Origin of the sequence: Pseudarthrobacter sp. R1, from assembly GCF_024494415.1 — a bacterium.
GTDB lineage: Bacteria > Actinomycetota > Actinomycetes > Actinomycetales > Micrococcaceae > Arthrobacter.
This window is the reverse complement of record NZ_JAMKFI010000002.1, coordinates 1-12,960: the sequence shown is the minus strand read 5'-3', so window position 1 is coordinate 12,960 and position 12,960 is coordinate 1. Positions and strand designations below refer to the sequence as shown.

The window sequence follows — 12,960 nt, the reverse complement described above, 5'->3', positions numbered from 1 at the left end:
AAAGAAAGGGACGATGCCGGCCCCAGCAATTTGCTGGTCCGTGGCCCTGTAACGCAGGAATTGGACTCGCTACTGCCGGCCTTCCAGAAGTGGTATCGAGAGCACGAAGGAGGATGCGACTTTAAGCTCGTTCTCGAACAACTGACGGCGTTCTACAACGTCTATGCGAATTCAAGGCGACCTCCGCCCACAGTGACGTCCATGGATCCTGAATGGTTACTTGAGATGATGGCGGCGCTGTTCGCGGTCCATCAAAAGTGTGCCGTACTGGTAGCCACGACACTTTATGACTACTTGCGGTTCCTCAGGGATTCGGGGCGCTGGTCAGGTAGCCCGGCTTCCTATGTAGAGGCCAGGGCCATTCTCCGGGCCGCGGTTTTCGAAGACATGATCAGGAGTTCCCCTAAGGGAGGGGCAAGAGCAAAGTAAAGATGCTACAAGACCACGGCTTAGCTGCCCGAGTGCGCCTGCAGGAAGCTGTACACCTCGGTTTCGTCCACCCCGGGGAACGCCCCCGGCGGCATTGCGGCCAGCAGGTGCGAGTGGGCCCGGGCGGAGGGCCACGCGTTCCCCGCCCACTCCGAGGTCAGCGATTCCGGCGGGCGTTTGCAGCAGGTGGGATCCGGGCAGTTGGACGCAGCCCGCGCCGTCGTCTCCCGCCCGCGGAACCACTTCACGTGCTGGTACGGCACCCCGATGCTCAGCGAAAACTCCCCGGTGGCGGAACGTTCCGTGCGCGCCGTGCACCAGTACGTACCGGACGGCGTATCCGTGTACTGGCTGTAGGCGCTGAACTTGTCCGGCACGTCGAACACAGCGCGTGACGTCCAGGCCTTGCACGAGGGCTGCCCTTCAATGGCGCCGGTATGGTCCTGAGGAAAGTTCACGCCGTCGTTCTCATAGGCCTTGTAGATGATTCCGCTCTGGTGCGTCTTCTGAAAATGCGTTGTGATGCCCAGATGCTTCGTGGCCAGGTTGGTGAAGCGGTGGGCGGCTGTCTCATAGGAAACGGCAAACGCGTCCCGGATATCCTCCACCGCGATTTCCTTCGCCGCCTTGGCTTTTTGCAAAAATTCCACGGTTGCCTGCTCGGGGAGGAGAAGGGCTGCCGCGAAATAGTTGGTGGCCACCCGCTGGGCGAGGAAATCACCGTAGTTCCGGGGCGTTTCGTGCCCCAGCACGTAGTGGCCGAGGGCCTGCAGCAGCACCGAGCGTGGATCGTGGTCCTGCCGCTGGCTCTGGGTCAGGTAAATTCTACGGTTCTTCAAATCCGTGACGGAGCGGGTTGAATGGGGAAGGTCGCCCACATGGTGCAGGGTAAAACCGAGATGCTCGGCGATGTCCGCGATCACGTGCTGGCTCAGCGGCCCGGTGGTGTAGCCCACCTCCTTGAGGACCTTCTGCGCTTCGGCTTCGTACTCCGGAAAATAGTTTCCCCGCTCCCTCATCATGGCCCGCAGTTCACCGTTGGCCCGGCGGGCTTCTTCGGGGGTGGCCACCTGCTCGTTCATCTTGCGTTCGAGTTCCTGCAGCAGCCCCACCTGGGCCTCGAGCACATCCAGCGGAAGCCGCGAGCTGATGCGGATTTTCGGCAGGTTCAGGGATTCATAGAGAGGTCCGCGCTGATACCGCTCAAGCTCGATCTCCAGGGCGGCCCGGCGGCTGGGCGGTTCGGCTCCGAGCAGCTGATCGATGCTGACGTTGAGTGCGGACGCCAGGTGCTGCAGCAGGCCAAGTTTGGGCTCCCGCTTTCCGTTTTCGATCAGGCTCAGCTGGCTGGGCGCTGTCCCGACGGCGGCGCTCAGGCCTTCCAGCGTCAGACCGGCCTGTTTACGGAGATGGCGCACGCGGCGACCGAGTGAAATGACGTCCAGGTCCACCGCCGCCCCCGGCGACTGCGGTGGGGATACTTCCCTGTTCCAGCTTGTAAGCGACATTTTTGAAGAATACGGGAAGAACTGCATTTCTTTCCATAGTTTTTCTCTACCCACCCTGTTGGAAGTGCTGAAAAGTAGTGATCACGGAAAGAAACACCGCACCGGGAAGCCGGCGGGAACCGCAAAGGCGCGGTTCCCGCCTACCGATCCCGGAGCTCAATCAAGGAGATCAACGATGACTGCAGCATTTGAGCCCACCACCCAGCAGAGGCCCGAACAGCAGGCCGCCGCCCTGGAGCTCGAGTGGGCCGCCAACCCCCGCTGGGAAGGTGTGACCCGGGACTACTCAGCCTCCGACGTCGTCCGTCTCCGCGGCCGCGTCTCCGAAGAACACACCCTGGCCCGCCGCGGCTCGGAGAAGCTCTGGAAGCAGCTCACCGAAGAGCACAAGGAAGGCAAGTACACCAATGCCCTCGGCGCCCTGACCGGCAACCAGGCCGTGCAGCAGGTCAAGGCCGGGCTCCGCGCCATCTACCTTTCCGGCTGGCAGGTGGCTGCGGACGCCAACAACTCCGGCCACACCTACCCGGACCAGTCCCTCTACCCGGCCAACTCCGTGCCCACCGTGGTCCGCCGTATCAACAACGCCCTGCTCCGGGCTGACCAGATTGAATTCGCCGAGGGCGTGCAGACCGTCGAGGACTGGATGGTCCCGATCGTTGCCGATGCCGAGGCAGGGTTCGGCGGCCCGTTGAACGCCTACGAACTCATGAAATCCATGATCCAGGCCGGCGCCTCCGGCGTTCACTGGGAGGACCAACTCGCCTCCGAAAAGAAGTGCGGCCACCTGGGCGGCAAGGTCCTGATCCCCACCCAGCAGCACGTCCGCACCCTGAACGCCGCCCGCCTCGCAGCCGACTTCGCCGGCACCCCCACGGTGGTCATCGCCCGCACCGACGCCGAGGCAGCAACCCTGATCACCTCCGACGTCGACGAACGCGACCAGGAATTCATCACCGGCGAACGCACCCCGGAGGGCTTCTACAAGGTCCGCAACGGCATCGAACCCTGCATCGCCCGTGCCAAGGCCTACGCACCCTACTCGGACCTCATTTGGATGGAGACCGGAACCCCGGACCTGGAGTTGGCACGCAAGTTCGCCGAAGCCGTCAAGGCCGAGTTCCCGGACCAGATGCTTTCCTACAACTGCTCACCGTCGTTCAACTGGCGCAAGCACCTGGACGACGCCACCATCGCGAAGTTCCAGCGCGAACTTGGCGCCATGGGCTTCACCTTCCAGTTCATCACCCTGGCCGGCTTCCACGCCCTGAACTACTCGATGTTCGACCTCGCCCACGGCTACGCCCGCGAAGGCATGAGCGCATACGTCGAGCTCCAGGAGAAGGAATTCGCCTCCGAATCCCGCGGCTACACCGCAACCAAGCACCAGCGCGAAGTCGGCACCGGCTACTTCGACGACATCGCCACCGCGCTCAACCCGAACGCGTCCACCCTCGCCCTGGTCGGATCGACCGAAGAGGGCCAGTTCCACTAACCACTTACGACGGCGGTTGTCGCTTCCGGCCTTCGGACCGGCATCGCTCTGCCTGCTATTCCCCACGTCCCGGTTTGGACCTCGCTGAGCGAGGCCCGACCGGGACGCAGGGCCCCTTTTACGCAGGCTTCCGCGACACCGGCTCCTCGGCCTCGTGCCTCAGTCGCCATCCTGCCGCCAGCCGCCGTCGAACTTTCCCTTTTCGTCTTTAAGGAGACAGAAATGAACAGCTTCACTGACAGCTTTACGATCAACGGAATCACCATGACCGCGCAGCCCATTTGCCGGCAGCAAGAGGTGCTGACCCCGGACGCACTGGTGTTCGTGGCCAAGCTGCACCGGGCGACGGCTGAGCGGCGGCAGGAACTGCTCCAGGCGCGGCGGACCCGGCGGGCCGAGATTGCCGGCGGGCAGGACCCGAGGTTTCTGCGGGAGACGGCGCACATCCGCAACGATCCGTCCTGGCGGGTCGCTCCCCCGGCACCCGGCCTGGAGGACCGCCGCGTGGAAATCACCGGGCCGGTGGACAAGAAGATGACCATCAATGCGCTGAACTCCGGCGCCAAGGTCTGGCTCGCCGATATGGAGGACTCCTCCACCCCCACGTGGCGCAACGTCATCAAGGGCCAGCTGAACCTCACCGACGCACTGGAACGCCGCATCGACTTCACCACGGAGGAAGGCAAGGAATACAAGCTCCGCCCCGCGGGCGACCTGCCCACCATCGTGGTCCGCCCCCGCGGCTGGCACCTGCCCGAAAAGCACATGCTCATCGACGGCGCCCCCGTTGCCGGAGGGATCGTCGACTTCGGCCTGTTCTTCTTCCACAACGCCCGCCGCCTGCTCGCCCAGGGCAAGGGCCCCTACTTCTACCTGCCCAAGATCGAAAACCACCTCGAAGCCCGGCTCTGGAACGACATCTTCATCCTCGCCCAGGACCTCCTCGGCATCCCGCAGGGCACCATCCGCGCCACCGTGCTGATCGAAACCATCACCGCAGCCTTCGAAATGGAGGAAATCCTCTACGAACTGCGCGACCACGCCGCGGGCCTGAACGCCGGCCGCTGGGACTACATCTTCTCCCTCATCAAGAACTTCCGCACCCGCGGCCCCCGCTTCGTCCTCCCGGACCGCGGCCAGGTGACCATGACCCAGCCCTTCATGCGCGCCTACACCGAACAGCTCGTGCGCGCCTGCCACAAGCGGGGCGCCATGGCCATCGGCGGGATGGCAGCAGCAGTGCCCAACCGCAAGGACCCCGAAGCGAATGCCAACGCCATCGAAAAGGTCCGCGCGGACAAAACCCGCGAAGCCAACGACGGCTTCGACGGCTCCTGGGTGGCCCACCCCGACCTCGTGCCGGTCTGCCGCGAAGTGTTCGACAACATCCTCAGCGACAGGCCCAATCAGCTGGACCGCCACCGCGAAGACGTCACCCCTGATGACCGGGCGCTGATCAACGTGGCCGCCACCACAGGCACTATCACCGAGCAGGGCATCCGGAACAACATCGAAGTGGGGATCCGCTACATCGAATCCTGGCTCCGCGGCAACGGCGCGGTAGCGATCCACAACCTGATGGAAGACGCCGCCACCGCCGAGATCTCCCGCTCCCAGCTGTGGCAGTGGATCTACGCCCGGGCCATCACCGAGCATGGTGAAATCATCACCCACGAGTGGATCGAGGAGCTCCTGGACCAGGAATTCGCCCGGCTCGAACGCTTCGACGGCGACCGCTTCGAGGACGCCCGCGACATCTTCGAAGAAGTCACCCTGGCCCAGGATTTCCCGTCCTTCCTTACCCTCCCCGCCTACGCCCGATACCTCACCGAAGCCCGCGAGCGTGCATCGGTAGAGGAGCTCGCTGCAGCATAACCAAGACTTCCGTCCGCCGGGCCGGCACGCCCTCCGCAACAGGCACCTCCGAAATCCGGAGGGCCGGCCCGGCGACGGAGCACCTCTGAGCAGCTCCGGTGCCGGGCGTCCCCACTAGCCACGACACCGGACGCTGTCGCACATAACGCAACAAATCCAGGGACGCTCTCTCACTTTCCAGAAGAAAGTGAGAGAGCGTCACCCGTTAAGCGGCATCAAGTGAGAGAGCGTCCCGGGGACGGCGGGGGGGAACGTAGGACGGCGGGGGAAGCACAACGACGTCCTGGGGGGAAAGTACGACGACGGCGGGCTGCTGTTACGCCTTACCGCCCCTTGGGCACCCGCCGCACGGAGAGGGTGGCAGCAAGGAAGAACGTCAGCACCGACGCCAGAATAAGGAGCAGGGCCGGTGTCCAGGATCCTGAGACGTCGTGCACGTATCCCACCAGCGGTGGAGCGACGGCACCGAAGCAGTAACCCAGCCCCTGGACGGTGGCGGACATCCGGCCGGCGGCAACCTGGTCGCGGGCCAGCTTGATGATGGCGATGAAGATCAGCGTAATCCCGCCGCCCTGGGCAACCCCACCAAAGACGGACCACAGCCACCAAAGCTCCGGGGCCAGCAGGAGCCCGGCCGGCACGGTGGTCCACAACAGGCCCAAGGTGACGGCCACCGTCGTCGTACTGAAGTATTTGGCGGCGAACGGCACCCCGAGGCCGCCCACAATGGCAAACACCTGGAACAGCGAGGATCCCGCGCCGGCCGCAGCAGCGGACATGCCAAGTTCGTCATTGAGGTAGCTGGGCAGCCAGGCAGTAACGGCGTAGTAGGAGAAGGCCTGGCCTGCGAACGCAGCCGTCAGCCCCGCCGTGGTCCATGCCGATCCGGCACCAGTTCCGTCCCTGGGGCCGTCCGGAACATCAGCGGGGGAAGGAACGAAGGCATTGCGGAGTCCGACGGCGAGCGCCCAGCACACCATGGCCGCTACGGCGAAGATCCCCACCGACGCGAGCGCCAGCCGCCACCCCGCCAGTTCGGCCAGCGGCGCCGTGACCATCGAGGTCAGGAAGGAGCCAACGTTCAGCGCGGCCGTGTAAACGCCCATGGCCGTTCCCTGCCGCAAGGGCGGGAAGTCGCGGCGGATGATGAGGGGCGCCGCGATGTTGCCGATGGTGATGGCAAGGCCAATCACCACTGTCCCCGCCAGCACCAGTGCCGGGCCGCCGGCCGAACGGATGACGACCCCGGCCAGCACGCCCAGGATGGTGAGGGTCACGGCGAACTCGGCGCCATACCCCCGGGCCACCAGCGAGGCCAGGGGTGCTGCGAGCGCGAAGCACAGCACCGGGATGCTGGTCAGCAGCCCCAGCACCACCGGGGAAAAGCCCAGGTCGGCCTGCATAACATCCACTACCGGGGCCACGGCCACAAAGGGGCCGCGAAGGTTCAGCGCCAGCAGCCCGATGCAGGCCAGCAGGATCCAGGTGTTCGGAATCCTGGCGACGAAGCGGGCCCTCACCGGCAGGGCTTGGGGGTTTGATCTCGTTTCATTACCCCCATTGCTATCACGGGCACCAACACGGCAGTTCCCCGTGGCGGCGTGCCGGTCCTGCCTTACGATGAACATCACAGCCGCAGACTCCGGGACGAAGGACACACCATGCAGCACCGGCTTGCCATCCTTGACGACTACCAGGACGTGGCGCACGGCTTCGCGGACTGGTCCTCCCTCGAGGCCGACGGCGTGGCGGTCACCTCCTACCGGGAACCGTTCGCATCGCAGGACGCGCTGGTGTCAGCCCTGGCAGGTGTCACCATCATCATTGCGATGCGGGAGCGGACGGCCTTCCCCCGGGAGGTGCTTGAAAAGCTCCCCGCCCTCCAGCTTCTGGTGACCACCGGCATGGCAAACGCGTCCATCGACGTCGAGGCGGCAGCAGAGCTCGGAATCACGGTGTGCGGTACTCCCGGATCGCCCACCGCCGCCCCGGAACTGACGTGGGCACTGCTCCTGGCGATTGCGCGCAACATCCCCGCCGAGGACGCCTCGCTCCGCTCCGGCGGCTGGCAGAGCACGGTGGGGTTCGAACTCGCGGGCAAGACCTTGGGCGTGGTGGGCCTGGGCAAAATAGGCCGCAGGATTGCCGCCTACGGCCAGGCTTTCGGCATGGAGGTCCTTGCATGGAGCCAGAACCTGGCAGACGAGGACGCGGCGGAGGCCGGGGTGCGGAAGGTGTCCAAGACGGACCTTTTTCGAAATTCCGACGTCGCCACGCTCCACCTGCGCCTGTCTCCCCGCTCCGAGGGCATAGTGGGCGAACCAGAGCTGCGGCTGCTGGGGCCCGACGGCATCCTGGTGAACACCGCAAGAGGTCCTTTGGTTGACCAGGACGCCCTGGTGCGGGCCCTGTCCGAAGGCTGGATCGCCGGCGCCGCGCTGGATGTCTTCGACCACGAACCCCTGCCCGCGGGCCACCCGCTCCTCAGTGCCCCCAACACGGTGCTGTCCCCGCATCTGGGTTACGTCACACGGGAGAGCTACCGGCAGTTTTACGGCGGGGCGCTGGAGGATGTGAAGGCCTGGCTCGCGGGCTCACCCGTGCGCGTGATCTCCGCCTGAGCCAGTTTCAGCCTGTTTTCCGGTACGGCTGAGGGGGTTGCAGCCGGCTACCCGGCTGCCTGAAGGGTTGCCTCGATCGCTGCCGGGGCCAACACATGTTGCGTCACCATCTGGCTTGCTCCCAGGATGGCAGCCCGGTCACCGGCCAGGGACAGTGCGATCCGAAGCTGGGCCGTGGCCAGCGGCAGCGAGCGCCGGTAAACCACCTCGCGTACGCCCGCCATCAGGTGTTCCCCGGCCTGGCCCAGGCTTCCGCCGATCACCACGACAGACGGATTGAGCAGATTGACCACGGTGGCCAGGACATCGCCGACGTCCCTGCCCGCCTGGCGCAGCACCTGGATGGCCTGCAGGTTTCCCTGCGCCACAAGCCGCAGTACGTCACTGCCCTTCGCGGCCTGCACTCCCTGCCGGTTCAGCTCCGCCGCCAGCGCCGGACCGGATGCCAAAGCCTCCAGGCAGCCGTAGTTGCCGCAGCGGCAGAGCACGTCGTCGCCGCGGGGGACCCGCACGTGGCCCAGGTCGCCGGCGGTACCGTTGGCTCCGCGCTGCAGGGTGCCGCTGCTGATGATCCCGGAGCCGATTCCGGTGGCCACCTTGATGAACAGGAAGTTATCGTCCTCGGGCCAGTGCGCGGTCCGCTCCCCCAGCGCCATGATGTTCACGTCGTTGTCCACCAGCACCGGGACCGGCAGGGAGCGCTGGACGTAGGAGACGACGTCGAACCCGTCCCAGCCCGGCATGATGGGCGGCTTGACGGGCTGGCCCGTGGAATGCTCCACCGGTCCCGGCAAACCGATCCCAACACCTGCCAGGTCAGCGGCATCCCGCCCAGCCACGGCCAGCAGCGACAATCCCTCCTTGACCGCCCGGGCCAGGACGGCCTCCGGGCCGTCCGCCACGTCCTGCCCCAGCCGCTGTTCGGCGAGGACATTGCTGTTGAGGTCCGTGACGGCGACGATCATATGGGTGGCCCCTACATCCACAGCCAGCACCACGCGCACCGCGGGGTTAAAAGCAAAGCGCGACGGCGGCCTTCCGCCGCTCGAGTTCGCCTCACCGGCAGGGCCCACCAGTCCTGATGCGATGAGCGCGTCAATGCGCGCTGCCACGGTGGAGCGCGCCAGACCGGTGGTCAGCGCCAGTTCGGCCCGCGTCCGCGCTTTACCGTCGCGGAGGAGCTGGAACAGGTCGCCCGCCCCGCCCTGGGCTGTGGCAGGCTCAGACGCTGCGGTACTGCTGCCTGCTGTCTTCGTCATAGGAAATAGATAGCACGCCTACTTCTGCATGTCACGCGGTCAACTTTTGCTTGACGCAAAGCAAAAGTAGCCCTAGCTTTGCAGTAGACCAATGGGCTGTGGCCGAGACCACTCCCTGCAACCCGGAACGAGTACAAAACTCAGGAGACCACATGTCCTACTCCCTCCAGCTCTATACCGTGCGGAACGCCATCCAGGAGGATCTTTCCGGCACCATCAAAAAAGTGGCGCAGCTCGGCTTCACCCAGGTTGAGCCCTACAACTTCGTGGCCACCGCCAAGGAACTCGGGGCTGCCCTAAAGGAAAACGGCCTCACCGCGCCTTCCGGCCATGCACCGCTACTGAGCCAGGACCAGGACGAAATCTTCGCTGCAGCCAAGGAACTCGGCATCACCACAGTGATCGATCCGTTCATTCCCGCAGACCGCTGGCAGACCGCGGAGGACGTCCAGGCGACGGCCGCCCAGCTGAACGAAGCAGCCAAAAAAGGTGCCGAATACGGCGTTCGGGTGGGGTATCACAACCACCAGTGGGAGCTGGAGTCCATCATCGAGGGCCGGACCGCCCTGGAGTACTTCGCGGACCTGCTGGACCCCGAACTGGTTCTGGAGGTGGACACCTACTGGGTGGCCGTCGGCGGCCAGGACCCCGTGGACATCCTCACCAAGCTCGGTGACCGCGTGAAGTTCATCCACATCAAGGACGGGCCATTGACCACCGACACCAAGGCCCAACTGCCGGCGGGCAAGGGCAAGGTGGCGGTCCTGGACGTCATCGCAGCAGCTAAGTCGCTCGAAGCGGGAGTGGTGGAGTTTGATGACTACGACGGCGACATCTTCGACGGCATCGCCCAGAGCCTGAAGTTCCTGCAGGAGTCCGGCACCGCCGCGGCAGGAGCAGAAGCATGAGCGCCGCATCGCCCCTGAACGCCGCAACCGGGCGCGGTCCCGTAGGCGTTGCCGTCATCGGTGCCGGGAACATCAGCAAGCAGTACCTGGACAACCTCACCGTTTTCCCGGACCTCAAGGTGCACGTGATCGCGGACCTCTTCGAGGAGGCGGCGGAAGCCCGCGCGAAGGAATACGGCATCCCCGAGTGGGGCGGAGTGGAAAAGGCGCTGAACCACCCGGACGTCGAAATCATCGTCAACCTGACCATCCCGGCCGCCCACGTGGAAGTTGCCACGGCCGCCGTAAACGCCGGCAAGCACGTCTGGACCGAGAAGCCCTTCTCGCTGGACCGCGAATCCGGCCTGGGCCTGCTCAAAACCGCTGACGCCGCAGGAATCCGCCTCGGCTGCGCTCCGGACACGTTCCTTGGCGCCGGCCTGCAGACCGCACTGCGGCTGATCGGGCGCGGCGATATCGGAACCCCCCTCACCGCCATGACCACGTTCCAGACCCCTGGCCCGGAATCATGGCATCCCAACCCGGCATTCCTTTTCCAGCACGGCGCCGGCCCCCTGTTCGACATGGGTCCCTACTACCTCACCACGCTGATCCAGGCCTTCGGCTCCATCCGCAAAGTGGCCGCCGTCGGGTCCAAGGCCAAAGAAGTCCGCGTGATCGGTTCGGGGCCCAAAGCCGGCGAAGAGTTCACCGTGGAGGTCCCCACCCACGTGTCCGCCATGGCCCAGTTCGAAAGCGGCGCTTCCTCGCACAGCGTGTTCTCGTTCGAGTCTCCGCGCGTGCGGATGGGCTTCGTGGAGATCACCGGCACCGAGGCCACCATCTCATTGCCGGACCCCAACTATTTCGACGGCGACATCAAGCTGTGGCGCGCAGGCGACGAGGACTGGACCACCATCCCCGCCACCGGCCCGGCGAACGGCCGCGGCATGGGCGTGCTGGATATGGCAAGGTCGATCCGGGCAGGTGTCCCGCACCGCGCCACAGGTGAGCTGGCCTACCATGTCCTGGATGCCATGGTCTCCATCAATGAATCCGTGGAATCCGGGACGTTCGTGGACGTGGCCAGCTCGGCGTCCCCGTCGCCGGCGCTCCCCGAAGACTGGGCCCCGGAAACGCTGACACTTGGGGCTTCCGCATGAGCCAGGAGCCAAGCGACAAGGGCCCGCTGGGCGTAGCGATGATCGGTTACGCCTTCATGGGCAAGGCACATTCCAACGCCTGGCGGAACGTGGCAAGCTACTTCGAGGTCCCCGCCTTCGAACAGAAAATCCTCGTGGGCAGGGACGCCGCCGCAGTCTCGGAAGCCGCTGCAAAGTACGGGTGGAACGAAACGGCCACCGATTGGCGCTCCGTGCTGGACCGGGACGACATCCATATCGTGGACATCTGCGCCCCGGGCTGGATGCACGCCGAGATTGCCATTGCTGCCCTCGAAGCCGGCAAGCACGTGCTGCTGGAAAAGCCGCTGGCCAACACCCTGGCCGAGGCTGAGGCCATCACCGCCGCAGCCGAGGCAGCCAGGGCCAGGGGTGTGCAGTCTATGGTGGGGTTCAACTACCGCCGCGTTCCCGCCCTGGCCCTTGCGAAGGAGCTGATCGCAGAAGGCAGGCTCGGTACCGTCCGCCAGGTCCGTGCGGCCTACCTGCAGGACTGGCTCGCCGACGAGTCCGCGCCCATGACCTGGCGGCTGACGAAGGACACCGCAGGCTCCGGTGCGCTGGGGGACATCGCCTCCCACGCCATCGACCAGGTCCTCTTCCTGCTCGATGACCAGGTCACGGAGGTTTCGGGCCGGCTGCAGACGTTCGTGCGCCGCCGGCCCGGCGCCCAGGGGCTTGAAGACGTAACGGTCGACGACGCCGCCTGGGCAACGCTTACCCTCGCCTCCGGGGTGGTCGCCTCAGTGGAGGCCTCCCGGGTGGCCACCGGCCGGAAGAACTCCCTGCAGTTGGAGGTCTACGGCGACAAGGGGGCCATCATGTTCGACCTGGAGAACCTCAACGAACTCCGGTTCCTTGACGCCACGGCGCCCGCCCGGGAGCAGGGCTTCCGCCGGATTTTGGTGAGCGAACCCGAGCACCCCTACCTGGACGCCTGGTGGCCGCAAGGCCACATCATCGGCTGGGAGCACACCTTCACCCACGAAGTCCGCGACTTCCTGCTCGCCATCGACGGCGGCACTGAACCTTCGCCGTCGTTCGAGGACGGGCTGGCAGTCCAGCGCATCCTGAATGCCGTGGAGGAGTCGGCCGCTGCAAAAAGCTCGACCATCCAGCTCACTCCCGCCGCCCGGCCTGCCGCAACCACCACCGAAGGAGCCTGACATGCCCCGCCCCTACACCTTGTTCACCGGCCAGTGGGCTGACCTGCCCTTTGAGGAAGTAGCCCGCCTGGCGTCCGGCTGGGGTTACGACGGCCTGGAGATCGCCGTCTCCGGCGACCACCTGGACGCCTGGCGCTGGGACGAACCGGGCTACGTCGAATCCAAGCTCGCCGTGCTGGAGAAGTACAACCTGAAGGTCTGGGCCATCTCCAACCACCTCAAGGGCCAGGCCGTCTGCGATGACCCCATCGACTTCCGCCACGAAGCCATCGTCGGCGCGAAGGTCTGGGGCGACGGGGACCCCGAAGGCGTCCGCCAGCGCGCCGCCGAGGAAATGAAACACACCGCCCGGCTCGCCAAGGCACTGGGCGTGGACACCGTCGTCGGATTCACCGGCTCCTCCATCTGGCAGTACGTCGCCATGTTCCCGCCCGTCCCCGAAAAAGTCATCGACGCCGGCTACCAGGACTTCGCCGACCGCTGGAACCCCATCCTGGACGTCTTCGACGAATGCGGCGTCCGCTTCGCCCACGAAGTCC

10 protein-coding genes are annotated in these 12,960 nt (G+C 65.6%); 7 read left to right on the top strand and 3 right to left on the bottom strand.

Features of this window, described 5'->3' with window-relative positions:
- Positions 1-449: 449 nt before the first annotated feature.
- Positions 450-1,964, bottom strand: coding sequence for an XRE family transcriptional regulator (locus tag M8J71_RS01920; protein WP_256246348.1), 1,515 nt, complete (start codon positions 1,962-1,964; stop codon positions 450-452).
- A gap of 148 nt (positions 1,965-2,112) precedes the next feature.
- Between M8J71_RS01920 and aceA the strand changes: the two genes are divergently transcribed.
- Together aceA and aceB are read left to right on the top strand one after the other, a co-directional pair.
- The gene (gene aceA / locus M8J71_RS01915) at positions 2,113-3,432 is read left to right on the top strand and encodes an isocitrate lyase (RefSeq protein ID WP_256246347.1); all 1,320 of its coding nucleotides are present in this window, start codon (positions 2,113-2,115) and stop codon (positions 3,430-3,432) included.
- A 222-nt stretch (positions 3,433-3,654) separates the two neighbouring features.
- Positions 3,655-5,307, top strand: coding sequence for a malate synthase A (gene aceB, locus M8J71_RS01910; RefSeq protein WP_256246346.1), 1,653 nt, complete (start codon positions 3,655-3,657; stop codon positions 5,305-5,307).
- A 323-nt stretch (positions 5,308-5,630) separates the two neighbouring features.
- Here aceB and M8J71_RS01905 read toward each other — a convergent pair whose 3' ends face one another.
- A complete protein-coding gene (locus M8J71_RS01905; protein WP_256246345.1) occupies positions 5,631-6,827 on the bottom strand; it encodes an MFS transporter in 1,197 nt (398 codons plus the stop codon).
- A 141-nt stretch (positions 6,828-6,968) separates the two neighbouring features.
- Here M8J71_RS01905 and M8J71_RS01900 point away from each other — a divergent pair, with 141 nt between their 5' ends.
- A complete protein-coding gene (locus M8J71_RS01900) occupies positions 6,969-7,928 on the top strand; it encodes a D-2-hydroxyacid dehydrogenase family protein (RefSeq protein ID WP_256246344.1) in 960 nt (319 codons plus the stop codon).
- 47 nt (positions 7,929-7,975) lie between these two features.
- On the opposite strand, the gene M8J71_RS01895 is transcribed toward M8J71_RS01900, so the two are convergent.
- Positions 7,976-9,187, bottom strand: coding sequence for an ROK family transcriptional regulator (locus M8J71_RS01895; protein WP_256246343.1), 1,212 nt, complete (start codon positions 9,185-9,187; stop codon positions 7,976-7,978).
- 152 nt (positions 9,188-9,339) lie between these two features.
- Here M8J71_RS01895 and M8J71_RS01890 point away from each other — a divergent pair, with 152 nt between their 5' ends.
- The 4 genes from M8J71_RS01890 to M8J71_RS01875 form a co-directional block, all read left to right on the top strand.
- On the top strand, positions 9,340-10,095 hold the full coding sequence (locus M8J71_RS01890; protein ID WP_256246342.1) for a sugar phosphate isomerase/epimerase family protein: 756 nt from the start codon (positions 9,340-9,342) through the stop codon (positions 10,093-10,095).
- Positions 10,092-11,237 (top strand): Gfo/Idh/MocA family protein, encoded by a 1,146-nt coding sequence (locus tag M8J71_RS01885; RefSeq protein WP_256246341.1) that lies wholly within the window; start codon positions 10,092-10,094, stop codon positions 11,235-11,237. The genes M8J71_RS01890 and M8J71_RS01885 overlap by 4 nt, the downstream gene beginning before the upstream one ends.
- Positions 11,234-12,421, top strand: a complete 1,188-nt coding sequence (locus tag M8J71_RS01880; RefSeq protein WP_256246340.1) for a Gfo/Idh/MocA family protein — start codon at positions 11,234-11,236, stop codon at positions 12,419-12,421. Before M8J71_RS01885 ends, M8J71_RS01880 begins: the two co-directional genes overlap by 4 nt.
- Position 12,422: 1 nt before the next feature.
- Positions 12,423-12,960 (top strand): sugar phosphate isomerase/epimerase family protein (locus tag M8J71_RS01875; protein ID WP_256246339.1); only part of this gene is annotated, 538 nt, incomplete at its 3' end.

Excerpts from the sequence above, each read along its gene's own strand:
- M8J71_RS01920 (WP_256246348.1), bottom strand. The coding sequence starts at position 1,964 with ATGCAGTTCTTCCCGTATTCTTCAAAAATGTCGCTTACAAGCTGGAAC.
- aceA (WP_256246347.1), top strand. The coding sequence starts at position 2,113 with ATGACTGCAGCATTTGAGCCCACCACCCAGCAGAGGCCCGAACAGCAG.
- aceB (WP_256246346.1), top strand. The coding sequence starts at position 3,655 with ATGAACAGCTTCACTGACAGCTTTACGATCAACGGAATCACCATGACC.
- M8J71_RS01900 (WP_256246344.1), top strand. The coding sequence starts at position 6,969 with ATGCAGCACCGGCTTGCCATCCTTGACGACTACCAGGACGTGGCGCAC.
- M8J71_RS01895 (WP_256246343.1), bottom strand. The coding sequence starts at position 9,187 with ATGACGAAGACAGCAGGCAGCAGTACCGCAGCGTCTGAGCCTGCCACA.
- M8J71_RS01890 (WP_256246342.1), top strand. The coding sequence starts at position 9,340 with ATGTCCTACTCCCTCCAGCTCTATACCGTGCGGAACGCCATCCAGGAG.
- M8J71_RS01885 (WP_256246341.1), top strand. The coding sequence starts at position 10,092 with ATGAGCGCCGCATCGCCCCTGAACGCCGCAACCGGGCGCGGTCCCGTA.
- M8J71_RS01880 (WP_256246340.1), top strand. The coding sequence starts at position 11,234 with ATGAGCCAGGAGCCAAGCGACAAGGGCCCGCTGGGCGTAGCGATGATC.